We start from the raw sequence: 22,708 nt of genomic DNA on the forward strand, positions 1-22,708 counted from the left end.
CTTTAGAGACTAATAGTGTTGGTGATTTCACAGTAAAAAAACGCTTTTGATAATCTTGATAAATAAACGAATTTTAAGCATATTTACCGCCAATAACTTTACTGATGAAAATATCATAAAGAAACTATCAAAAACGTCTAGTCAAACGATTGCGCGAGGCGTATAATCCCGCTGCAATATCAAATCCCAAATTCATTTTGTTATGCGAAACGATGAAATGAGTTTATCGCGGAGAGCTCAGGTTCAATGCGGGATTTATTCCTCCAAAACTCTTATGTGAGATATTGCAATGTTACGAATCGCTAAAGAAGCTTTAACGTTTGATGACGTACTGCTCGTCCCAGCACACTCCACTGTTCTTCCAAATACAGCTGATCTTCGCACTCAGTTGACTAAAAAGATCACCCTTAATGTACCAATGATCTCTGCCGCTATGGATACGGTAACAGAAGCTCGTTTGGCTATTGCTCTAGCTCAAGAAGGCGGTATCGGTTTTATTCACAAGAATATGTCGATCGAGCAACAAGCTGAAGAAGTTCGCTTAGTAAAAATTTACGAAGCGGGTGTGGTTAGCAATCCTGTGACAATCCGTCCTGATGAAACCATTGCTGATGTAAAAGCATTAACCGAGAAACACGGTTTTGCTGGTTTTCCTGTAGTGACAGAAAGCAACGATCTTGTCGGTATTATTACCGGTCGTGACGTGCGTTTTGTAACCGATTTAACGAAAACTGTTGAACAAGTGATGACACCAAAAGATCGTCTTGCTTCTGTCAAAGAAGGCGCATCAATGAGTGAAGTTCAGCAATGCATGCAAGCCCATCGTGTTGAGAAAGTATTGGTCGTCAATGACGCTTTCCAACTTTCGGGCATGATCACGGCAAAAGATTTCCAAAAAGCTGAAAGTAAACCGAATGCTTGTAAAGATGAGCGTGGCCGTTTACGTGTTGGTGCTGCAGTTGGCGCTGGTGCTGGTAACGAAGAACGTGTTCAAGCGCTAGTTGAAGCCGGTGTTGATGTATTATTGATTGACTCATCACATGGTCACTCGCAAGGCGTACTTGATCGCATTAAAGAAACTCGCGCTCTATACCCTGACTTGCAAATCATCGGTGGTAACGTAGCAACGGCTGCCGGCGCTCGTGCACTTATTGATGCTGGCGTTGATGCGGTTAAAGTCGGTATCGGCCCGGGTTCTATTTGTACTACTCGTATCGTAACAGGTGTAGGCGTTCCACAAATTACCGCTATTTCAGAAGCGGCAAGTGCAGCAGCTGAATTTGGCATTCCTGTGATTGCTGATGGTGGTATCCGTTTCTCTGGTGACATCTGTAAAGCGATTGCCGCTGGCGCATCTTGCGTGATGGTTGGCTCTATGTTCGCAGGTACGGAAGAAGCACCGGGTGAAGTAGTTCTTTTCCAAGGTCGTTCTTACAAGTCTTACCGCGGTATGGGCTCATTAGGTGCGATGTCTCAAGGTTCATCGGATCGTTACTTCCAATCGGATAATGCTGCAGACAAGCTAGTCCCAGAAGGTATTGAAGGTCGCATCGCATACAAAGGTCGCCTAAAAGAAATCATCCATCAACAAATGGGTGGTTTACGTTCAAGCATGGGCTTAACCGGTAGTGCAACCATCGAAGATATGCGTACTAAAGCGGAATTTGTTCGTATCTCTGGTGCGGGCATGCAAGAGTCACATGTGCATGATGTGCAGATCACTAAAGAAGCACCCAACTACAACAGAATGTAAGTCTTTAATCTATGGATAAAGTGAGTCATTACGGTGACGCTTTATCCAGATTTGACTTGGCATTTTGAGATGAAAATTTTTAAAGGTATGAGTGTTTGAGTTTAGATAAAGGGAAGCTAGTCTTCTCGAAACTCGAAACTCGAAACTCGAAACTCGAAACTCATACCACACCCACTTTGATTAGATTATTAGAGAACACTAATGACAACCAATATCCATGCTGAACGCATTTTAATTTTAGATTTTGGCTCTCAATACACCCAATTGATTGCTCGTCGTATCCGTGAAATCGGTGTGTACTGTGAACTGTGGAGCTGGGATGTAGACGAAGCGGATATCCGTGAATTTAATCCAAACGGAATTATCTTATCGGGCGGTCCAGAAAGTGTGACTGAAGCAGGTTCTCCTCGCGCTCCTGAGTATGTCTTTAATGCTGGCGTACCAGTATTTGGTATTTGCTACGGCATGCAGACTATGTCTGAGCAACTAGGCGGTAAAGTTGCTGGTTCTAACGAGCGTGAATTTGGTTATGCTCAAGTTAAGTCTGTTTCTGACTGTGCTTTATTCAAAAATATCGAAGATGCAATCTCTGAAGATGGCAAACCACTTTTAGATGTATGGATGAGCCACGGCGATAAAGTGGTTGAGATCCCTGCGGATTTCACCAAAGTTGCTCAAACCGATACTTGCCCATACGCAGCAATGGCCAACGAAGAAAAACATTTTTATGGTGTTCAATTCCACCCAGAAGTAACGCACACTCGTCAAGGCTTACGCATGCTTGAAAACTTTGTGCTGAATATCTGTGGCTGTAGCAAACTATGGACCCCATCTTCAATCATCGAAGACGCAGTTGCTCGCATTAAAGAGCAAGTGGGTGACGATGAAGTGATCTTAGGTCTATCTGGTGGTGTGGATTCATCAGTCGTTGCAATGCTAATTCACCGTGCGATTGGTCCTAAATTAACTTGTGTGTTTGTTGATAACGGCTTACTGCGTTTGAACGAAGCTGAGCAAGTCATGGAAATGTTTGGCGATCACTTCGGTCTTAACATCATCCATGTCGATGCAGAAAACCGCTTCCTTGACGCACTAGGTGGTGAAGATGAGCCAGAAGCCAAACGTAAGATCATTGGCCGCGTATTCGTAGAAATCTTTGATGAAGAATCGAAGAAACTGAAGAACGCTAAATGGTTGGCGCAAGGCACTATCTACCCAGATGTGATCGAATCTGCGGCATCGAAAACGGGTAAAGCGCATGTAATCAAATCTCACCATAACGTTGGCGGCTTGCCAGATGATATGGCGATGGGCTTAGTTGAGCCATTACGTGAATTGTTTAAAGATGAAGTGCGTAAAATTGGTCTAGAGCTTGGTCTACCATACAACATGCTTTACCGCCACCCATTCCCTGGCCCAGGTCTAGGTGTGCGTGTTCTAGGTGAAGTGAAGAAAGAATATTGTGACTTACTACGTCGCGCCGATGCTATCTTCATTGAAGAGCTTCATGCCGCGGATCTTTACAATAAAGTTTCTCAAGCCTTTACGGTATTCCTACCTGTACGCTCGGTTGGCGTAATGGGCGATGGCCGTAAATACGATTGGGTTGTGTCACTACGCGCGGTAGAAACGATTGATTTCATGACCGCACATTGGGCGCACCTACCATACGATTTCCTAGGTAAGGTTTCTAACCGTATCATCAATGAAATTGATGGCATCTCTCGTGTGGTTTACGATATTTCAGGCAAACCACCCGCGACGATTGAGTGGGAATAATCCTCCTTTAAGAAAGGTCTGGCATTAACAGGCACTAAATCATACTTAAGTCCGCGTAATTGCGGACTTTTTTTGTTTTTGGCTTAGTCATTTTTGGCAATGTCTGGCAACGCCAAGCACGGTTTGACCGTGGTATTTTGATGGGTATGATTCATCGGTAATGCCATGGATTACGCCCGATACCATGCTGAGTGTTTTTGATGGGACATGGTATTAGATTTTCATATCTATCTGTTTTGTAAGTATTAATCTCTAATTTTTTAGAGGTGTTTCAGCATGGTATTAAATAAGAATAATAGGTCGAAACATGCTGACTGATACCAAGCTACGCAATCTCAAACCCAAAGATAAACTATACAAAGTCAATGACCGTGATGGCCTCTACGTTGCTGTGACGACTGCGGGTTCTATCTCATTTCGTTACAACTACTCGATCAATGGCAGACAAGAAACCATTACCTTTGGCCGCTACGGAGTAGGGGGCATCACGTTAGCAGAAGCGCGTGAGCGTCTCAATGAAGCGAAGAGAATGGTTATTGATGGAAAGTCACCGGCCAAAGAGAAAGCCCGTGCTAAGGCGAGAACCAAAGATGCTGAAACCTTTGGTGCCTGGGCTATAAAATGGCTGCGTGGCTATCAGATGGCCGATTCTACCCGAGATATGCGTCGCTCAGTCTATACCCGAGAACTTAAAGATAAATTTGGTAACTGGAAGCTTACAGAAATTACCCATGAAGATCTGCGAGCACTGACTGACGCAATAGTAGAGCGTGGAGCGCCCGCAACGGCTGTACACACACGTGATATTGTACTCCAGGTGTATCGATGGGCGATTGAGAGAGGGCAGAAAGTTGAGAACCCGGCAGACCTGGTGAGGCCCGCAAGTATCGCGCGGTTTGAGCCAAGAGACCGAACGTTAACACCGGCTGAGATTGGTTTGATGTACCGCTATATGGAAAAGGTAGGAACCACCCCTTCGATTCGTGCTGCGGTAAAGTTGCTATTGCTGACTATGGTACGCAAAAGCGAATTAACCAATGCAACCTGGAGCGAAATTAACTTTAGCGAAGCGTTGTGGACTATTCCTAAAGAGAGGATGAAACGGCGTAACCCTCACCTGGTATTTTTGTCACGCCAGGCTATGGACATTCTGATCGCCTTGAAGACATTTGCCGGTGGGTCTGATTACATTCTTCCTTCCCGTTATGACTCAGATGCTCCCATGAGTAGTGCGACGATGAACCGAGTCATGGATTTGACATACAAAGCCGCGCAAAAGGAAGGTCAGTCACTAAGTAAGTTTGGGCCGCATGACCTGCGTCGAACTGCGAGCACTTTGCTGCATGAGGCTGGATACAACACGGATTGGATAGAAAAATGCCTGGCGCACGAACAGAAAGGGGTTAGGGCAGTTTACAACAAAGCTGAGTACCGAGAACAGCGCGCGGCCATGTTGCAGGATTGGGCTGACATGATTGATGAGTGGATACTGAGTAAGGACAGTTAAGTTAATTCTATAAACGTTCGATGTCTCATTGGACCAGTAAGTTAATAGTAGGAAAGTTACCTTTATTTTAGACCTAATGCGCATCTAGTTTTCTATACTTGTGGTAGGTTATATGAATTTAGAAGACTAACTTATTAGGTAATCAATTGAAAAGCGAAGTAGAACCCAAGATTCAAGCTTTGGTGCTAAGTGGAGGCGGAGTTCGTGGACTCTATACAATCAAATTATTAGCTGAGCTAGAACAGCGTATCTCTAACGGAAATCCCAATTACAGCATAGCTAAGCATTTCGATATGATATCTGGAACATCTATAGGAGGCATATTGGCTTTAGGGCTTGCATCAGGTAAGACAGCTCGGAGTCTATATGAGCTAATTGACTCAAAACGCTGTGACATATTTCCTGCCCCCAAAAGGGGGTTTTTTGGGAAGTTATCCCGATTAAAAAAACAAGCCCTTGAAACTGCATTTGATCCCAAAGTATTAAATCAGGTGGTAACGAACTCCATTGGTGATATTAGAATAAGGGATCTAAAGACAAGAGTTATAATTCCCGCTGTAAATGGAACAACGGGACGCCCGAAAACCTTCAAAACGCCGCATCATCCTAGTTTTACATTTGATGGTGATAGGTTAGCCAGCGATGTTGCAATGTCAACGAGTGCTGCTCCAACATACCTTCCTGCGCATCCTTCAATTGATGGTTATATGCTTGATGGAGGTTTATTTGCAAACCTCCCAAGTTTTATTACTTACCATGAACTGACTTCTAGTCGCTTTCTTAATTTTGACCCCAAATTGGTACACATGCTTTGCATTGGTACTATGGGGAGTAAAACGAGAATGGATCCTAACTCTGATGGAAGCAAGGGATATATAAATGGTTGGAATAAGGGACAAGACTTGTTGAGTCTAATGATGGATGTTTCAGAGTATTGGCAAGTAACTATGGCTTCCCACTATTTGGAAGACCGTTTGGTACACATCGATGATCAAAATGTACATGCCATTGATTTAGCTGACTCAAGTGAGACATCCGCAAACTTGTTGAAGCGATATGCCGTCGATCGAGCTCAGAGTATTTTGGGAGACTCGAAACAACGAGCATTTTTTGTTCAGCAAGCACGGGAACCACAATTCTATAATCTATCTGGAGAAAAGGTATGAACTTTGATTTTACTAAAGCCTTAAATCACCCTCAAAATGGTTTTATTGTTGAGATTACCCCTGATTCCTCGAAAATAGATAAGTTAAGAAAGATTCGTGAAGTGATTAGAAATGAGCTACGGGATCAATTCGCAGAATTATCAAATAGCTTTGAGGATATTGGTGGAGTGATGCGTTATGTACCTAATGTATCGACTAGTTTTTTAGCTGAGGACCTTAAGAATTTATCCCATGAACAGAAGAAATCGCTAAATAAATTAAAACCTAAATTTGCTTCGCAGGGCTCATTTGTCTACAAAACAATGAATAGTCCATGTCAGCCCCCTCAGCAAATGGATTTAGACGATGGTATATATTTGCCGCTAGATATGTTTGAAGATAAGCCTGTAATTGGGAAAGAGTTATTTTTTAATTTTGTAGATAAGACTCTATCAAACCTAGCTAAACGTAAAGGTTGGTCGTTTTCTGATGCGAAGAATACATGTTCGCGCTTGATTATAGATGATGAGCTTCATGTAGACGTTCCGTTATATGCAGTACCAAAGGAAAGACATGCCGTTATGCTTGAAAAAGCGGCCTTGAATGCAATGGATAGTTCTTTATCTAGTGTGAAAACAAAAGTTAGGCTCGAACCGAATGAAGTGAACCTAGCTCTTCGTAACGCTGAGTCTTGGACTGTTAGTGATCCAGCAGTACTAAATGATTACTTTAAGGAGAATTTTAAATTTTACAAGGATCTAGTTGGTGGAGAGGATGTTTGTAGACGAGTAAGTAGATATTTAAAGGCTTGGCGAGATTATGCTTTTAAAACTGAAGGTCCTTCTTCTGTCTCGCTCATGATGTGTGTAGTTCTGTCTTTTCAAGAAATGTCACGTACACGCTCTATGGATAAATTAACCGATGGAGAAGCTCTCACTGAATGCGCGAAACGTTTACCTGAGCAGTTGATAAGCGGTGTCGTTAATGATGCAGAAAAAGGTAAAGAGGAAATACTATTTCCGAAAAAAGATATGACGGAACCTGAAATTGAGGAAGTTTACCAAGCTGCTAATGAGTTTTTTTCATCACTCCAAAAAGCAATGAATGCAAAATCAAAATATGATGCGATTTACTATCTACAGAATTCATTCGGTAGCCGATTCCCTAATCTACCTGAGCTGTTAATTTCATTTAGTTCTGTTGCTGCGGCTATACGTTCACAACCCGCTAAGGCTCAACCTCAGCCCAATGTTGTAAATCAGGATGCTGGTTAATGGGAAAGTTACAGTCTGCTGCAAAAGAGTTCTTAGCTCATGGATATACTTTCAGACCTAAATTTCGTACGGGAGAGTACTGTTTCGAAAAGAGCTTTCATAAAGATTCTGGTTCATATGACGTTAGATTTGAAATTGATGAAGACTCATTTAGCAAACCACCTTTTCCTATAATTGAATCATTGCCTGAGACATTGCGTAGTCGAAGACTTCCTCACTTATTATGTGGGAAGTATTGTTGTTTATTTAGTGATACGTCAGTTATAGATCCCATGAATATTAATCAGTTAGTTTCAAGCTGGTTACATAAACTGGAAGAAATTATAGAACTATGGGAGTCTGGAGATTATAGCGAAGATTATCTAACTGAATTTAGTGTTTACTGGGGAGGGATTCCTACATATTTGCTATCTTCTAGAGCTAAGGATAATGATTTGTCTGTATATAGCTTTGAACGGAAATCTATAAATGGTGAAGAATCTACGGAGTATGTGGTTTCTGATAACAGAGAACGTGCAGAGCTATGGGCTAGTCGTAGAAATACAATAGGAGTTATTGAGTATCGTAACTCTGCTGTCTTTGTTGAGTTACCTAAGCCTCCATTTATTCATTATAATCACCCTTGGCCACCGAAAAATTTAAAAGAATTTAGTCAATGGCTTCTTACATATGATAATCAGCATTTAGTGTTGGATAAACTATTGCTAGCTTTAGCTAACCTTGGTAAATGGAGCAAAAGTTGGTGTACTTTTGTTGATGTTATTTTTCATTATGGTAATGAATTTTTTGGTGTTTCTTTTAATCTTTCAAATGATAATCGTAAAGCTATTGTGAACAATTATGGTCCTAAATCACGCCGAGGAAGAGGAAGGAAAACAAGAGAAAAATTACGAAATCGTATATTTGAAAAATCTACAGAAAAAATATTTCCTCTTGATGTGATACCTAGTTCAACTGAATTTGTTTTGGATAGAAATCGTAGTGTTAATTCACCTATATTAAGTGATAAAAGAATTGCTTTGATTGGTAGTGGAACTATTGGTGGATATCTAGCTCACAGTTTATGTCAGATTGGAGCAGGATATGGTGATGGATGCATTTGTATTTATGATAATGACATACTAAAAATAGGAAATGTTGGGCGACATCTTTTGGGGATTAAATATATAGGAGAAAAAAAGAGTGATGCTATAAAGCATTATATAGATGAACAAGGGCTAAATCTAAATATCATATCTGAAGGTAAATTTAGCTTAACTTCTGATTTATCTCATTTTGATTTGATATTAGATTCGACGGGAGATCAAGCCTTTTCTCTCAACCTATCTTCAAAAGTTGCAGAATATCGTTCCAATGGAGGAAATATTCTTTTAATCCATAGCTGGGTATCAGGTTTTGGGCATACAGCTAAGTCTTTGCTAGATAATGGCTTAAGTGGTTGTTATGCATGCCAATTTGATTATTCAAATAACCTTATCAAAAGTGAACTATATCCTTCTTTCTCTGATGGAAAAGCGCCAGGCGTTATGAACACTTTTAAGAGGTCTTGTGGAGAAAATCATTTGCCGTTTGGTTCAGAGGCAAGCATGTTAGCGGCTTCGTTAGCGATTCAATTGTTAGGTAATCGTGGAAAGAAAGCCCCTACATTACTGATGAGAAGGGTATCTGACAAAGCTATTGAGTTAAAAGATAAAAAGTTAAAGAAAAGAATGGACTGTCCATCATGCATGAGTTAGTTCTTTTGGCTAACAATGGCTCTCGAATATTAATAGAAGAATGCGCGCTTTCTTCTGTCCAAAAATTTAGGCAGCTTAAACCATCTGATCCTGAAGCTGGAGGTATACTCATTGGGGAGTATCGAGGAGATGACTTAAGAATTGTGGCAGTGACTCTGCCTGGAAAAAGAGATCTTCGAAGTAGGTGTCACTTTGGCAGACGTAGTCACCACCACCAAAAGCAGGCTTACAATTCGTGGTTGTGTTCGAATCATACTCAGTCACATGTAGGGGATTGGCATACTCATCCTCAAGATTATCCAACTCCATCAGCATTAGATTATCAAGAATGGAAAAAAAAGTTACCTCATAGACCAGCATTGCTGATCATATTTGGTCGTCGATCTGACTGGTATGGTTTTTGGGATGGCTCAGAATTTATTAGCATTAAACCTGTATAGTATTAATATTATCTTCTTTGTAATTCATAGTGTCCCTGAGTTAATCTATCAGTGTAGTAATTTCCCGTAAGCTTATTTATATCGTTGTATCCAAGCTTTAATACTGCTGTTCCATCATAAGGCGAATTTTGGTTACCGTTTTTTCTTTTTGGTATATTTCTATAGATATAGAATAGAGTAGCTCGCCCAGATTCAGGATCTTTTTTAGGCTTAGCTAATAAAGTGTGAGATTCAGAGTCTTTTGAAATAACTTCCATACTGATTTTTAAAATATCCTGTTTTATATATGCTTTAGCTAAAGCAGTTCCTTTAGATTTACTAGAGAACCAGTGGATAGTCATATCCCATTCTCCATTTAGGTCAGGGAATAGAATAGTATTTAGACTAGGAAAGAGCCTCCAAATCCATCTCCAACCGATGTAAAAAGAAAATGACAATATCATGTTTAAAATCATCGAGCCTTTTAAAGAAAATAATATGTTTTCTAGAATCGTATTCTCTGTATTATAAGATATTGACAAAAATGCAACCATTACAGTGGCGTAAAGTATGGCAGTAAAAGTAATTATTTTCCCAATAGGTAAAATACTAATCATTTTTATTCCAATGCTCAGAGTATATAATTTTTCCATTATTGAAAATCGTTATTCCATTGTCTTTTGTCAATATCCCGATCATTAATATATCTTGTAAATAAGAGCCAAACATTGCAGCCATGAACCGACCACCAAACTGATGAGAATAATCCACTTCAGCATCAGAAACTATAGGTGGTGAGAAATATTGTGAAGTATGAGTAAGTACAAAGTTTTCGGAAATGAAATGGAAACCATCGTGGTACTCACTATAATAGCTTGATATTTTGAGTAAATCGTCAACTAGGTTATTTGGATTGGTCTTGAACTTGCTGGCTCTCAAAGGAAATATCGGAATATTTTTAGAGTTGTTATAAACAACAATACCGACTCCTGAAAAATCACTGGTTGCACGTTGCTTGACTCTTTGAAGAGTTTTAACAAGTTGTTCGAATAGGTTTGAGCTACACATAGGAATGTCCGATAAAATCTACAATTGTGGATGTTAAGTAGATAAATAGTCTGTCTAAAAAGTTACCATTTTAAGGGGTTACTTCTGTATAAATAAAGAGCGTTAACTACAAATATACAGTGCCTTTGTGGTTTTTGTAACAATATGTATTTATTGAAAATTATATGATATTTCATGTTTTTTGCTCGATAAGTTGGAGTCTGAGGAATTTTAGCGGCTAAAGTTTCTCATTAGTTTTGGACGTTGGTAGCTGAAATTCTTCTCGAATCGTTCCCAAGGCCTTAGACACTGCCTGATTTGACAACTGTTTACCTGTGATTTTACCCAGCGCTATACCTATCTGTTTATTAGACATGTTTTGCTTACGAAGAACCAGCATGCGCTTTTTGTTGTCGGTCAGTCGAGAATCTACCATCTTTCGGGCTAAGTTGCGTAGTTCGGGCACATTAGTTGGATCCAGTGAAGAGTCCAGCATGAAATGATAAAAGTACTCATCAATTAATCTATCTCCGGACTTAGCGTTATGACGGTCTGGATGCGCGATTTGGCGTCGTAATCTCAAGACTTCTTGCTCAAATTGTTCTGCAGAGCGTTTGGCTTGCTTATATAGAGAATTCCAAGAACCATCATGAAGCTTGGGACGATGGTTTAGACAGTAATTCGTACTAAGATCCGGTCTCTTTTTCTTTCCTTCTTTTTCATCATTGTCACGATCATTGTTTTCTCTCTCAATATATCCGTGTTTCGTCCATGTATGCATGAACTGTGAAAACTCTGTTGGGTTTCCACACAGGGCACATAGTCGTGTTTTTTTATCCGCTTTTAAACTGATATCAGGCGCTAGTTTTGATCTATTAGGTTTCTTTCCTTCACAAATCATAAACAATGACTTGAGCATATCTTGAGTCGATATGAATAGTATGTCTTGCTCTGTGTGGGAACTCTTATCAACAAAGTTGCGTAAATAAAAGTGAATTTGGTCGGCCGTATACCGAAAACCTCTCAATTTGATGAGATCACTATAGTTACACTTTTCTCTTGAGATAGGGCAAAAGGACAAATACTGGTTTGGAAGGCTACTCAAGTATTCCGATACCACGGGATCAATCATCTGTTTAATCAAGTTTATGATGTTGTGGCTTTTAGACTCTTCCGAGTATGAATGCCATTTCTCCCTAAAAATGCGAATGGCATTTGCCACAGACTTGTCAGAATTCTCCCATACAGGGATATAAAACTGACCTAGTCGTTCTGACGCATCTACCTCAGTTTCAAATATTTTCATATCCAACTTTTTTGTCCAATGATTAATCTAATCTACAGGCAACTCCTGGCATTATCAACCCAAGAATGTTGAAAAGGAGAGGGTTATGAATCCATCAATGACAAACAAAACGCTGATTAATCGCAAGACCTTACTCAGCATGATCCCTTTGTCTGATCGAACAATCTATAACCTGGAACAGCGTGGTGAGTTTCCTCGTCGTATTGTTCTGACCAGCCGAAGTGTTGCTTGGGACCTAGCTGAAGTGGAGAACTGGATAGAAGAAAAGCGCAGGTCTGCGTTAAAAGCCGCAAGACCCGGTTTTATTTGGTAAGTCTGAGTCCACATGACGCTTAAAGATGGAACGGATGTTCAGGCTAGGGGAACCACTCGGCAAAAAAGTGCCTCGGGTGCCAGCGGTAAGCTAGAGCTAAGCACGAAATATATCGACAACATCATAGCAATCCAGGAGTGCAGTGCTCAGGAGGCTAATGAACTCGGTTTTATCGCTCGGCTTTTGATTCAGGCGACTATACCGCATAGCAAACCCAAATCGAATGAGTGGAGCCGCAAGAATGGTAATTTCACAATGCACATGATGGCCCCCTCATCGGTAGGTTTGCCTTACGGTTGCTATGCACGTTTGCTTCTGGTTTGGATGACCACTCAAGCAGTAAGAAATAAGTCCAGATTGGATAAAGGTTATATCGATGAGACAGAGGCGCGCAGGCTTGAATTAGGGAATTCTCAGAGAAGTTTTATGGCCGAACTAGGGTTATCGGGAACTGGGGGGAAAGATGGTTCTATTCCGCGTTTGCGTGAGCAGATGGGCAAACTTTTTAAAACCACCATTAGCGTTATGTTTACGGAGCATAATGAAGGTGATGAATATATTTCTGAGGATGAGATTGGTGCAAGAGTAGCGGATGTTTCACATATATGGTGGAGCACAAAGCATCCAGATCAAAATTCATTATGGGGCTCTTGGGTAGATCTGTCGCCAAAGTTTTTTCAACTGATAACAGATAAACCAGTTCCTCTAGATATGAGGGTTTTGCGGTTGATTAAGCGCTCTCCTATGGCTCTCGATATATATTGCTGGGCAACATACCGAGTCAGCTATTTAAAACGTTCAACAGTCATTCCTTGGGAAGGGCTAATGGACCAAATAGGAGCCAATTATCCTAATACTTCTCAGGGGCATCGAGATTTCAGAAAACGGTTTCTCGATGGGCTTAAAAAGGTTCAATATGCATGGCCAGAGCTAGATGCTACTTCAACCGAAAAAGGATTGCTTTTGAAACCAAGTTCTCCACAAGTACCTCGACGGACAAAGCGATAGAGTGAGCGGCATGAAACAGTATGTACGCACCATTCTTGATGTTATTAAGCTTGGGTATTTAGAAAGTTATCCACGCATGTTCTGTCCCGCTTTAAAGGGGGTATTTTGCGCATGTTTTGTCCCGGCTTACGCATGTTCTGTCCCGGAGTGCGCATGTTCTGTCCCGCGAAGTGCCAAAAATCTTTTTAATAACAGGTGGTTGTAGAACCCCCTATAGTACTTTCCTGTAGGTATACCTATATAAAAATTAACCTGTAGTTAAGCAAACAGATATTGTGGATAAGATTGATAAAAATAAATGGCTTAAAACTGTCAATGAAATCATTTTTTTGGAAGTTATGTATTTTTAAATTAATGAAAATAAAGCGTTTTGTATTTTTTCTCCTTGGCGTCTAAACATTCATTGACACTTGAGGGGCAGTTAAACACGAAGGCTTTGAATTTAGCCTAGAGCGGAAAGTGTAGGAAAGCTGTGTTTTTCTGTGTCGTGATATTGAGTAAAGCCAATACAGATAAATCACTATAAGACCGCTATTTTAGCGCTATTAAATCACTATAAGTGCGGTGTCATACCGTGATAAGTGGCGGACTTATCGGTTAAACAGGTTTACACAGGAATAAACAGTTAAATACAGAGAAATGCACAAGGGCATGCATAACTTTCCGTGATAAAACCAAAGTTGAAATGCGGGCAGGATGTGTGAAGTAGGCCCTCCATGCAAGCATGGCGAAGCCTCTTCACTTATGACTTATTCGCACCTTCGGCACTCAACGTTGATCCTGCCCTGCGGGGCCTGAGAGAGGATACACAGATGGAGAACAACACAAATAAGACGACGAGAAAGAATAGTCCTCCGATTAAGGTCTATTGCCTACCGGAAGAGCGTGCGCTGATCGAATCCATGTCAGCACAGGCGGGGCTCAGTGCTTCGACCTATTTGCGCGAAGTCGGCCAAGGCTATCGTATCCAGGGAATTACCGAAGCAGAGCATGTACGCGAGTTAGTGCGGGTTAATGGTGACTTAGGACGTCTGGGTGGATTGCTGAAGTTATGGCTTAGTAATGATGCCAAGGTGGCACATGTTGGGGCCAATACGATCTTGGCAGTGCTTAATCGTATCGAGGCGACGCAAGATCAAATGAGTTCACTTATGGAGTCTATTCTTCGCCCGAGGGCGGACCAATGATCGCCAAGCATGTACCGATGCGTTCTCAGGGGAAATCTGACTTTGCAGGCTTGGTGAATTACATCACTGATCACCAGAGCAAAGAACATCGACTTGGTAGCGTTCGTTTAAATAACTGTGAAGCGGAAACCGTGCGCGATGCGATCAGTGAGGTGTTGGCGACTCAGTTTGCGAACACCCGAGCAAAGAGTGATAAAACCTACCACCTCATAGTGAGCTTTCCTAATGGTGAACAGTTAGAAGCGCATACTTTAGCCGCGATAGAAGAGCGCCTTTGCCAAGGCTTGGGCTATGGCGAGCATCAGCGTGTCAGTGCTGTGCACAACGATACGGACAATCAACATATCCATATCGCGATCAATAAAATTCATCCTACGCGTAACACAATCCATGAGCCTTATTACCCACATAAAAAGCTAGCGGAAATGTGCGAGGCCATCGAGCAGGATTTTGGTTTGCAGCAGGATAATCACATACCGCGCAAGCGCGGGGCCGAATCGCGTGCCATGGATATGGAGCGGCATTCGGGTATTGAAAGCTTAGTGGGTTGGGTGAAGCGCGAATGCATGGACGAGATTAAATCAGCCAATAGCTGGCAGGCGTTGCACCAGGTCATGCAGGACAATGGTTTGCAGTTAAGAACCAGAGGAAATGGTCTAGTGATCGTTGCCGACGGTGAAGCGATCATCAAAGCAAGCACCTTAGGACGTGAGTTTTCTAAACCCAAACTCGAAGCGCGCCTTGGTCCCTTTGAAGCGACTGCATCGGATTCTGTTAAGCCGAGCCGCCAATATACACACCGACCTGTTCGCTTGAAGGTGAATACCACCGAGCTATATGCCCGTTATCAAGCAGAGCAGAAACATGCCGCAGAGAGTAAAACGCAAGCCCTTGAACAAGCTCGTCGTGATAAAGGTCGACAGGTTGATAACGCCAAAAGGAAAGGGCGTGGCCGTCGCGCAGCGATTAAGTTAACCGGTAGCAATAAGCTTACTAAGGAGCTTTTGTACAAACAGGCCAGCAATGCATTGAAAAGCGAGCTTGAGCGCATTCACAAGCGTTACCAAGAGCAACGGCAAACGATATATCAAAGCAATAAACGCCAAGCCTGGGCGGATTGGTTAAAGAGCCAGGCATTGCAGGGAGATAGCGAAGCCCTCAAAGCGCTACGTAGCCGAGAGGCTGCACAAAAGCTTAAAGGCAACACACTAAACGGGGATGCAGTTCAGGCCGAGCCCAAAGCAATGGTCGATACGATTACGAAAAAAGGCACCATTATTTATCGAGCAGGTAACAGCGCTGTGCGTGATGATGGTGAGCGTCTACAAGTGTCGACGGCTTCCAATCAAACCAGTGTCTTAGCTGCGCTAAAGGTAGCAATGGAGCGTTACGGTAATTGTATTACCGTGAATGGTTCGCCTGAGTTCAAGGCGCGAGTAATCAAGGCGGCAGTAGATGGCAATCTGTCTATCAAATTTGCCGATCAAGGACTAGAACGCCGCCGTCAGGGATTAATGGCCCAGAATAAAAGGGCCAAGCGGTCTGATAAGCCTGGCGTGTTACCGATTGGCAAAGTGCCACCTTCACGCCGTGGCCGGTTGCAAAACCTATCTCAGTTAGAGGTCTTAGCGATACAGTCAGGCCCTGTAACTGAAAAAGCGGTGGTCATGCCAGCATTGGAGCAGCGTAAAGCTAAGCTACAAGCTGAGCAGGCAGCTAAAAAAGCGAAACGACAACATAAGAGCCGATCACGTTGATGTGATGGCAAAGGAATCGACGGAAGCCCTAACCGCTTCGGTTGGTAATGACACCGATGTTTAACCCTATTTGACCGCGCGTTTAACGGTGTCGCGCTGGTCGGGCGCCGAGATAGTAAGTGGCGAGCTAGCTCTGTACAGGCCCACATTCACCGCTGGTAACGGCAGGAGTAGAGATCAAGTTTCTACAGGTTGGTGAATGCAACTTTTAGTCATAACAACTAAGAGTAATTAACCATGCTAAAACGAAAAATTTTAGCGGCTAAAATTCCCGTGCTTGCCATCTCCTTGGCGTTAAACCTTTCTAATCCTGTATATGCGGGGATTCCGGTTGCTGATGGTACGAATCTAGTTCAGAACATCATGTCGGCAATGGAAGCTGTTACACAGACTGCTAAACAAATTCAGCAGTATCAAACCCAGTTGCAGCAGTACGAAAATATGCTGCAAAACTCGATGGCCCCGGCTTCTTATATTTGGGATCAGGCACAGCGCACCATCAACGATTTGAACCAGGCGACCAACACTCTCGCCTATTATCAAAACCAGATCGGTAGCCTCGATGCGTACCTAGGCAAATTTCAGGACGTGGCTTATTACCGCAGTTCGCCTTGTTTCTCATCGGTGGGATGCAGCGATGCCGAACGCGCCGCAATGACTGAGAACCGACGCTTGGCGTCCGAATCGCAGAAGAAGGCCAACGACGCACTGTTTAAGAGTCTGGAACAGCAGCAAGATAACCTGGAAGCCGATGCCCGCCAGCTCAATCGCCTGCAATCTGGTGCTCAGAGTGCGGACGGCCAACTGGCTGCGATTGGTTACGCTAATCAGCTTGCTAGCAACCAGGCGAACCAACTCTTGCAAATCCGTAGCTTGCTGATTGCTCAGCAGAATGCTGTTGGTACTCGGATGCAGGCGGATGCTGACCGCGAAGCACAATATCAAGCGTCCCGTGAAAGGTTGTTTGATATGGGAGAGCCAACCGACCGTTCAGAAAACAGGGGATTTTAATTATGAAGAATATCACACGAGTTTTTATCGTTAGTGCGTTGGCCTCTTTCGTTCTGGTGGGATGCGGTGAAGATGACGGGCCTAAGCCTGCAACGATCGACTGCGACAACCCAAACCTAACGAAAGAGCAGAGGGAAGAAGGACATTGCTTTTGGGATATGGGCGAACCCACTGATCGCTCCAAGAACAAGGGGTTCTAATCATGAGAAAGGTATTCATTCGACTTGTGATGACTCTGATCGTTTTACTGACTTCGAAAACAGCATCAGCGGCCATTGAGCCTAATGGTGTCTTAGATGAAGTGGCCGTGCGTTTCATGACAGCAAGTGCTAATTGGGGCACGGTAATTACAAACTATGCCGCCTGGCTATTCTGGACGCTGGGCACGATATCCCTTGTTTGGACTGGCGGAACTTTAATCCTTAAGCAAGCGGATATAAGAGAGTTTTTTGCCGAGTTCGTGCGCTTCATTTTGACGTTTGGTTTCTTTCTCTGGCTACTCAGAAACGGCCCAGACTTTGCCACGTCAATCATCGACTCATTGAGAACGATCGGTGCTCAAGCCGGTGGCCTCTCGAGAGACCTAACCCCGTCAGAGCCTATTAGTATTGCGTTCGACATTATTGTGAAAGCTGGTAAGTCCTACAGCATCACAAGCCCGATAGATAACTTGTCTATCTTCTTAATCACGTTGGCAATTTTGGCGTGTATGGCGGTAGTGGCGGCAAATGTGTTGTTGGCCTTGGTGACGGCTTGGATATTAGTCTATGCCGGTGTTTTCGTGCTGGGGTTTGGTGGTTCGCGTTGGACTTCGGATATAGCAATCAACTACTTCAAAAGCGTATTAGGCGTTGCTTTGAAGTTGATGACAATGACGTTGCTTATTGGCATTGCCATGTCGATCATGGATGGTTTCTATGCCGATCTATCCAATGATGCTCCCATGCGTGAATTGTTGGTGATCTTTGTCGTTTCACTGGTTCTCGTGATGCTCATTCACTCGGTTCCCAATGTGGTCGCTAGCCTGGTTCCTGGAGGCGGCGCCGCGGCAGGTGCTGGCAGCATCAGTGCCGGTGCGATGGCCGGAGCGGCTGTGGCCACTGGTGGTATGGCTGCCGGTGCCGCAATGGCTACCGCCGGCGGTGCGTCTGCTATTCAGGCTGCATTTGCAAAAGCGGGTGAGAACGTAGCGAATAATACTGACGTTATGTCGAGCCTGGGCGGTGCATTTAGTGGCAGTGGCGATTCTGATGAGGCTGGCTCCTTCTCTCAAGCTTCCGGTCAATCTTCTGGCGGCGGCTTTAAAGGTAGCGCTGTAAAAGCGGGGCGTATAGCAGCGGATACCGGTGCGAATTTGATGAAGGGAATGGGTGATATGGCCGGGGATAGAATCAGCGGCACTACCGGAGGTCGTCTAGCCAGTTCGATCCGAAACAGTACGAAATATAACGGGAATGATGACGATAAGGAGGGTGACTGACGACGCTTCCCCTGCATTTGACAACGATAGCTTAGGCGGTGGCGGCACTGGCTGGATGAATCAAACCGGCGGCTTTGATGACCTATCCAGTGAGGACCAGGAAGAAGCCCGTCAAGCACACGCAGAATGGCAAGAGCGCGATCCGGAAAAGCACACCTTCGATGTTGAGGACTACGTTTCATATGCCCAGGAACGTCAACAGGAACGAAATAGTGAGATTGCCAGCTTTGTTAAAAAAGGCCGCATGGCCTAACTAGATAAGGATTACTGATTATGGAGTTTAACTTTCCACCCCAAAACCTTGCGGAGGTATTTGGTTTCTTCGCAGTGATGTTCATTGTGATGCTGGCCTTCTATTTTTTGGGGCAGTGGCTGCACAACACCGGACACGGCCCGAAGATGAAAGCCATTGCCGACAAAATGGAGGTATTCCAAAACAGGTTGGCCGGGCGTGCTTACAAGGACATGACGAGATCGGTCGATCAAATCGACAAAATGAGACGCTGGCCGTTTGGCCGACGCAAATAGTTAAAAAGCACACGAGCCAGTGATGGTTGACTGGCTCGCATTATGTCCATTACATACTTATCAGGTATGAATGGAGTGTGAAGGATTCTACCCAACTGCCATGTTTATAAATCTACTGTCTTAAGATCTTCTATCGGAAAATCACCATCAACTAACTCTACTGGTTCGGAGTTTATACCGATAGCCGCATAATAATCTTCACCGTGAAGTGATTTGTAGTTAACGAAATATGAATGTATTTTATTTTCTAAAATAATATTTTTTTGTTTTTCAAGCCATTTAAGTCTGTCAGTTGTGAAGAAAACAAGCTTACAGATAAACATACGGCTTAGAACGGATGGAATATATTCTTTTTTATCGAATGTTGTAAAAGGGTTACCTATGGAAAGAACAGATATAGATTTATCTCCTCCTTTATCACGCATCCTCTCTGCGGAGTTATAAATTCCACTTGGCAAGAATACACCAGTTTTAACTCCTTTCTTCATAGCAATTGACGCCATTCTTTTATCAAATGCAGATCCGCCAAACAAAATGCTATAATTGTTTTTAACACAATAATTTATTAATTCATCTACGATAGACTTTTCTTCATCATTAGGCTTTGTGCTAGAAATAACAGCAACATCAAACTCTGTAATTAAATCCCCAAGAACCCAGAGATCTTTTTCTGTATAACGTATTAATCCAGATGGATAATTATTTTCATCTTTAGCTACAGCGTATACACCTAGGTTCTCCAGTTCAAATATTTTCTTAGACGGAATTGATACTTTTTTACCAGCCTTCTTCGAAGCTTCTGGTTCAAATACAAGAATTTTGTTTGACGTTCCTTTAAGGTATTTTGTGATTAGCTTCTTAACTCGTTCCCAATCTAGTCCCCCATGTCCACATCCAAGAGCAGGCAATGTTATTGTCAAGCCCTCTTTATTCTTTAAGTAATTGGAAAGCCAGATAAGTCCATCTTCAATATACTCATACTCAGAGGGTTTTCTCCAATGATTCTTTGTGGGGAAATTTATGATTTCAATCTGTTTCGAAAACATATCTCCTTGTTTCCATACGCAAGGTCTTCCGGGGGCTATTTCATTTGCCTTACATTGCCGTACATATTCTTTGAACATCTCAGGGTATTTATTCTTGAAAGCCAGTGCTACGCCAGCGCCCATAACGCCCACGCAATTGACCGTGTTAACCCTGATGTCAGCATCAAAATCAAAGAAATCACCTTTAACAAATTCTAGCATTAGCTATCACACTCTATTTTTTGAAGAGCTCTGTTTTTCAAGCATTCAATTGATTGATTATGGAGCATCACCCAAGCCATATTGATTGAATTCATGTCTGCCTTAGCTATAGCAACAAGCATCTTTAGATCATTTTCATCTTTAATTATATCAACTAACTGCTTCTCATCGCGCCCTTTAGCAACTATATCTCCAATCAGATCGTCATAAGTTACTAAAATTACAATTTTCCTTATGTTGTCTTCGCTAAGCCCACCAATATCTTCAGTAAGGATTCGTTTTAACATTGGCAATGATTTAACCGCATGATCGTTATCAGCCTTAGTCATTCCGTCTTGTCCCCATCGAGACTTCGGCCCTTTCCCAATATCATGAAAATACGCTGCCAAACGAACAATCTCTTTGTCCTGATTAGATAAGTCATTGTATTCGGGAAACTGAGCAAGTCCATCTGCCACTTTTTTACTGTGTGTACCAACATCATCACTATGAGGCCCGTAACTAGCTCTTAATCCATCGATATCGTCAAGCTCTTTTATAGATGAAAAATCATATGCTATAGCATCTAGTGCGGCGCGTGCACTCCCATATTTCTTAGGGACATTAATGCTTTTACATATATCTGAAATCGTCTTTTCTACTTCATGCTTTAAAAATCTTGGACCTGTTACGATAGACTTTCTACCGCCTTCGTAAAAATTAATGTAGTAATGATCTTCATCATACTTGATTGTAGGGGGCTGAATGCTTTTGGCTTGAAATATTTTTTCAACCTCTTTCTTTATCCATTCATTCCAAACAACAATGTAAGACACTTCGGAAATTTGAACACCGTTAGGAACAAGTAGCTCCGCCATTTTTTGATGTCGATAATCATCAGTTGGACATCCCCATTTTTTGTCATCAATCGCATCCCAGTTTAAAGAATTCAGCATGTTTACTGAGAATACGTTGTAGAAGTTTGGCGGTGTATCTGTGTTTGCAGAAGCATCTGAGAACACGACGCCAGCAGTTTGCTCAATAATTTCGATAGGAATGGCAAAGTATATAAGTAAAGGTTGGTCTACATTCTTTTTATTAATAACACCGAGCTGCATGGAAGTTTTTTTGGAAAAATAAAAAGGAACGTAATCGTGAACAAAATTGCCTCCCGAACAGGGCACAGGCATAGTGCTTCTTCTGCCCTGGATAACTTGCTCTGCGATGTTTTCATGAGATATCCCGCGTTCATTCTTTAGGTTTGTACACAGCAGACCACTATCAATGATCGATTCTAGGTTGTCGACCAAAGTAAAATGATACGCATATCTTCCTCTTAATCCCTGTGGGATACTCATATTACCACTCCATGGAAATCGAATGTCCGTTGGAAATGTAACAGTGCTCCTAACTAACAGTACACATACTTTCCATAGATAAAACATAACGATAGTTGACGAAAATTTAATATGCTTAATACAAATGTCAAATTGGTATTAATCATCATGACACTTGCGTAAAAATACTCAACTTAACACATAATGGCTGACTGAAATGATAGGTATGTAGCATCATTATTACATTAAAGAATGGTCGAACAGCTACTTATCGATTTAAGTAACAAGAGCCAGTACAACTCACTCTGACTCGACATTGAGATACAGTTACTTGGTCGAGGATTTACTCGGCTTTAGGCCCGGAGTGTTTCCTGGAGTTTTTTTGTTGTCACGTCGACGTTGATCTGGCTTGCCGGTCGACTTGGCTATTGGTTTTGGCCCTGGTTTCAAACCCATGATTTGATCCTTTTATTTAACGAGGTTATTCCTCGTTGTATAATCTTTGGGCGGTATTGATGGCTTTCAAGATGTGTATGAAAAACAATCTAAAAATATCCCCAAGGTCTCTTGCTGGTAACTCATGTTTTGATGCGTTTTAAAAATGTACTGCGACAAGTTGGAGGAACAATATGGATAGAATTACCTCAGGTCCGCGACGGCTTAGTGTTGAAGAGATACAAGAGCTTCGTCGTGATATGCAAGAATCCTCAGCCTGGGCCAAAGCAGAACTAAAACGTAGACGAGTAGCAAAAAATCAAAAAAATTCTGCGCATGGTATAGATGATGGTATCGACAAGGACCACCTTTCTAACTAGCTGTTATATAGACTTATTTTCTGTTCATTGATATTCGAGTGGGAGTAGGGCTAGCTATAAATAGCGATTAAAGCCTTAAG

General features: G+C 42.4%; 22 protein-coding genes. 16 read left to right on the forward strand and 6 right to left on the reverse strand.

Annotation, left to right across the window (positions count from 1 at the left end; genetic code table 11):
- Positions 1 to 289 precede the first annotated feature (289 nt).
- The 7 genes from guaB (at position 290) to K358_RS18375 (ending at position 9,634) form a co-directional block, all read left to right on the forward strand.
- The gene (gene guaB / locus K358_RS0110525) at positions 290 to 1,753 is read left to right on the forward strand and encodes an IMP dehydrogenase (protein WP_027696785.1); all 1,464 of its coding nucleotides are present in this window, start codon (positions 290 to 292) and stop codon (positions 1,751 to 1,753) included.
- A 201-nt stretch (positions 1,754 to 1,954) separates the two neighbouring features.
- Positions 1,955 to 3,532: a glutamine-hydrolyzing GMP synthase gene (gene guaA / locus K358_RS0110530; protein ID WP_027696786.1), complete on the forward strand. Its 1,578-nt coding sequence runs from the start codon at positions 1,955 to 1,957 to the stop codon at positions 3,530 to 3,532.
- A 307-nt stretch (positions 3,533 to 3,839) separates the two neighbouring features.
- Positions 3,840 to 5,039, forward strand: coding sequence for a tyrosine-type recombinase/integrase (locus tag K358_RS0110535; RefSeq protein ID WP_027696787.1), 1,200 nt, complete (start codon positions 3,840 to 3,842; stop codon positions 5,037 to 5,039).
- 146 nt (positions 5,040 to 5,185) lie between these two features.
- Positions 5,186 to 6,205 carry a CBASS cGAMP-activated phospholipase gene (locus K358_RS18365; RefSeq protein ID WP_051241279.1) on the forward strand — a complete coding sequence of 340 codons (1,020 nt, stop codon included), beginning with the start codon at positions 5,186 to 5,188 and terminating at the stop codon, positions 6,203 to 6,205.
- Positions 6,202 to 7,458, forward strand: coding sequence for a CBASS cGAMP synthase (locus K358_RS18810; RefSeq protein WP_051241280.1), 1,257 nt, complete (start codon positions 6,202 to 6,204; stop codon positions 7,456 to 7,458). Before K358_RS18365 ends, K358_RS18810 begins: the two co-directional genes overlap by 4 nt.
- A complete protein-coding gene (locus K358_RS0110550) occupies positions 7,458 to 9,194 on the forward strand; it encodes a ThiF family adenylyltransferase (protein WP_027696788.1) in 1,737 nt (578 codons plus the stop codon). Before K358_RS18810 ends, K358_RS0110550 begins: the two co-directional genes overlap by 1 nt.
- A complete protein-coding gene (locus K358_RS18375; protein WP_051241281.1) occupies positions 9,182 to 9,634 on the forward strand; it encodes a Mov34/MPN/PAD-1 family protein in 453 nt (150 codons plus the stop codon). Before K358_RS0110550 ends, K358_RS18375 begins: the two co-directional genes overlap by 13 nt.
- Positions 9,635 to 9,642: 8 nt before the next feature.
- Here the strand turns inward: K358_RS18375 and K358_RS0110560 are convergent, their stop codons facing one another.
- The 3 genes from K358_RS0110560 to K358_RS0110570 form a co-directional block, all read right to left on the reverse strand.
- Positions 9,643 to 10,230, reverse strand: a complete 588-nt coding sequence (locus K358_RS0110560) for a Cap15 family cyclic dinucleotide receptor domain-containing protein (RefSeq protein WP_027696789.1) — start codon at positions 10,228 to 10,230, stop codon at positions 9,643 to 9,645.
- Positions 10,223 to 10,681, reverse strand: coding sequence for a diadenylate cyclase (locus K358_RS0110565; RefSeq protein ID WP_027696790.1), 459 nt, complete (start codon positions 10,679 to 10,681; stop codon positions 10,223 to 10,225). Before K358_RS0110565 ends, K358_RS0110560 begins: the two co-directional genes overlap by 8 nt.
- A 217-nt stretch (positions 10,682 to 10,898) precedes the next feature.
- Positions 10,899 to 11,966 (reverse strand): hypothetical protein, encoded by a 1,068-nt coding sequence (locus K358_RS0110570; protein ID WP_027696791.1) that lies wholly within the window; start codon positions 11,964 to 11,966, stop codon positions 10,899 to 10,901.
- Positions 11,967 to 12,051: 85 nt separating this feature from the next.
- Here K358_RS0110570 and K358_RS0110575 point away from each other — a divergent pair, with 85 nt between their 5' ends.
- From K358_RS0110575 to K358_RS0110615, 8 genes are all read left to right on the forward strand, one after another.
- On the forward strand, positions 12,052 to 12,279 hold the full coding sequence (locus tag K358_RS0110575; protein WP_001069954.1) for a helix-turn-helix transcriptional regulator: 228 nt from the start codon (positions 12,052 to 12,054) through the stop codon (positions 12,277 to 12,279).
- Between the two features lie 12 nt (positions 12,280 to 12,291).
- A complete protein-coding gene (locus K358_RS0110580) occupies positions 12,292 to 13,287 on the forward strand; it encodes a replication protein RepA (protein WP_027696792.1) in 996 nt (331 codons plus the stop codon).
- Between the two features lie 812 nt (positions 13,288 to 14,099).
- Positions 14,100 to 14,474 carry a conjugal transfer transcriptional regulator TraJ gene (gene traJ, locus K358_RS0110585; RefSeq protein ID WP_001929520.1) on the forward strand — a complete coding sequence of 125 codons (375 nt, stop codon included), beginning with the start codon at positions 14,100 to 14,102 and terminating at the stop codon, positions 14,472 to 14,474.
- Positions 14,471 to 16,231 (forward strand): TraI/MobA(P) family conjugative relaxase, encoded by a 1,761-nt coding sequence (traI, locus tag K358_RS0110590; protein WP_027696793.1) that lies wholly within the window; start codon positions 14,471 to 14,473, stop codon positions 16,229 to 16,231. The genes traJ and traI overlap by 4 nt, the downstream gene beginning before the upstream one ends.
- Before the next feature lie 237 nt (positions 16,232 to 16,468).
- Entirely contained in the window at positions 16,469 to 17,242 is a 774-nt protein-coding gene (gene trbJ, locus K358_RS0110595; protein WP_027696794.1) for a P-type conjugative transfer protein TrbJ, read from the forward strand.
- 202 nt (positions 17,243 to 17,444) lie between these two features.
- Entirely contained in the window at positions 17,445 to 18,722 is a 1,278-nt protein-coding gene (trbL, locus tag K358_RS0110605; RefSeq protein WP_027696795.1) for a P-type conjugative transfer protein TrbL, read from the forward strand.
- 55 nt (positions 18,723 to 18,777) lie between these two features.
- The gene (locus K358_RS19435) at positions 18,778 to 18,975 is read left to right on the forward strand and encodes a hypothetical protein (RefSeq protein ID WP_027696796.1); all 198 of its coding nucleotides are present in this window, start codon (positions 18,778 to 18,780) and stop codon (positions 18,973 to 18,975) included.
- 20 nt (positions 18,976 to 18,995) lie between these two features.
- Positions 18,996 to 19,250, forward strand: coding sequence for a hypothetical protein (locus tag K358_RS0110615; RefSeq protein ID WP_027696797.1), 255 nt, complete (start codon positions 18,996 to 18,998; stop codon positions 19,248 to 19,250).
- A gap of 104 nt (positions 19,251 to 19,354) precedes the next feature.
- On the opposite strand, the gene darG is transcribed toward K358_RS0110615, so the two are convergent.
- From darG to K358_RS19500, 3 genes are all read right to left on the reverse strand, one after another.
- Entirely contained in the window at positions 19,355 to 20,497 is a 1,143-nt protein-coding gene (darG, locus tag K358_RS0110620; RefSeq protein ID WP_027696798.1) for a type II toxin-antitoxin system antitoxin DNA ADP-ribosyl glycohydrolase DarG, read from the reverse strand.
- Complete coding sequence (locus K358_RS0110625; RefSeq protein WP_027696799.1) at positions 20,497 to 21,834, reverse strand: DarT ssDNA thymidine ADP-ribosyltransferase family protein; 1,338 nt, start codon at positions 21,832 to 21,834, stop codon at positions 20,497 to 20,499. The genes darG and K358_RS0110625 overlap by 1 nt, the downstream gene beginning before the upstream one ends.
- A gap of 306 nt (positions 21,835 to 22,140) precedes the next feature.
- Complete coding sequence (locus K358_RS19500) at positions 22,141 to 22,269, reverse strand: hypothetical protein (RefSeq protein ID WP_004395831.1); 129 nt, start codon at positions 22,267 to 22,269, stop codon at positions 22,141 to 22,143.
- 173 nt (positions 22,270 to 22,442) lie between these two features.
- Between K358_RS19500 and K358_RS0110635 the strand changes: the two genes are divergently transcribed.
- The gene (locus tag K358_RS0110635) at positions 22,443 to 22,628 is read left to right on the forward strand and encodes a hypothetical protein (protein ID WP_027696800.1); all 186 of its coding nucleotides are present in this window, start codon (positions 22,443 to 22,445) and stop codon (positions 22,626 to 22,628) included.
- The last annotated feature ends 80 nt before the right edge of the window (positions 22,629 to 22,708 follow it).

The sequence above is a fragment of the Vibrio litoralis DSM 17657 genome (assembly GCF_000426765.1).
Classification (GTDB): domain Bacteria; phylum Pseudomonadota; class Gammaproteobacteria; order Enterobacterales; family Vibrionaceae; genus Vibrio; species Vibrio litoralis.

What these genes read in the sequence shown, in the direction of transcription:
- K358_RS18810 (WP_051241280.1), top strand. Translation starts at nt 6,202, where the DNA reads ATGAACTTTGATTTTACTAAAGCCTTAAATCACCCTCAAAATGGTTTT.
- K358_RS0110570 (WP_027696791.1), bottom strand. Translation starts at nt 11,966, where the DNA reads ATGAAAATATTTGAAACTGAGGTAGATGCGTCAGAACGACTAGGTCAG.
- K358_RS0110575 (WP_001069954.1), top strand. Translation starts at nt 12,052, where the DNA reads ATGAATCCATCAATGACAAACAAAACGCTGATTAATCGCAAGACCTTA.
- traI (WP_027696793.1), top strand. Translation starts at nt 14,471, where the DNA reads ATGATCGCCAAGCATGTACCGATGCGTTCTCAGGGGAAATCTGACTTT.
- K358_RS19435 (WP_027696796.1), top strand. Translation starts at nt 18,778, where the DNA reads ATGAATCAAACCGGCGGCTTTGATGACCTATCCAGTGAGGACCAGGAA.
- traJ (WP_001929520.1), top strand. Translation starts at nt 14,100, where the DNA reads ATGGAGAACAACACAAATAAGACGACGAGAAAGAATAGTCCTCCGATT.
- K358_RS19500 (WP_004395831.1), bottom strand. Translation starts at nt 22,269, where the DNA reads ATGGGTTTGAAACCAGGGCCAAAACCAATAGCCAAGTCGACCGGCAAG.
- K358_RS0110580 (WP_027696792.1), top strand. Translation starts at nt 12,292, where the DNA reads ATGACGCTTAAAGATGGAACGGATGTTCAGGCTAGGGGAACCACTCGG.
- K358_RS0110615 (WP_027696797.1), top strand. Translation starts at nt 18,996, where the DNA reads ATGGAGTTTAACTTTCCACCCCAAAACCTTGCGGAGGTATTTGGTTTC.
- trbJ (WP_027696794.1), top strand. Translation starts at nt 16,469, where the DNA reads ATGCTAAAACGAAAAATTTTAGCGGCTAAAATTCCCGTGCTTGCCATC.
- K358_RS0110560 (WP_027696789.1), bottom strand. Translation starts at nt 10,230, where the DNA reads ATGATTAGTATTTTACCTATTGGGAAAATAATTACTTTTACTGCCATA.
- K358_RS0110635 (WP_027696800.1), top strand. Translation starts at nt 22,443, where the DNA reads ATGGATAGAATTACCTCAGGTCCGCGACGGCTTAGTGTTGAAGAGATA.
- guaB (WP_027696785.1), top strand. Translation starts at nt 290, where the DNA reads ATGTTACGAATCGCTAAAGAAGCTTTAACGTTTGATGACGTACTGCTC.
- K358_RS0110625 (WP_027696799.1), bottom strand. Translation starts at nt 21,834, where the DNA reads ATGAGTATCCCACAGGGATTAAGAGGAAGATATGCGTATCATTTTACT.
- K358_RS0110550 (WP_027696788.1), top strand. Translation starts at nt 7,458, where the DNA reads ATGGGAAAGTTACAGTCTGCTGCAAAAGAGTTCTTAGCTCATGGATAT.
- trbL (WP_027696795.1), top strand. Translation starts at nt 17,445, where the DNA reads ATGAGAAAGGTATTCATTCGACTTGTGATGACTCTGATCGTTTTACTG.
- K358_RS18375 (WP_051241281.1), top strand. Translation starts at nt 9,182, where the DNA reads ATGCATGAGTTAGTTCTTTTGGCTAACAATGGCTCTCGAATATTAATA.
- guaA (WP_027696786.1), top strand. Translation starts at nt 1,955, where the DNA reads ATGACAACCAATATCCATGCTGAACGCATTTTAATTTTAGATTTTGGC.
- K358_RS0110535 (WP_027696787.1), top strand. Translation starts at nt 3,840, where the DNA reads ATGCTGACTGATACCAAGCTACGCAATCTCAAACCCAAAGATAAACTA.
- K358_RS0110565 (WP_027696790.1), bottom strand. Translation starts at nt 10,681, where the DNA reads ATGTGTAGCTCAAACCTATTCGAACAACTTGTTAAAACTCTTCAAAGA.
- darG (WP_027696798.1), bottom strand. Translation starts at nt 20,497, where the DNA reads ATGCTAGAATTTGTTAAAGGTGATTTCTTTGATTTTGATGCTGACATC.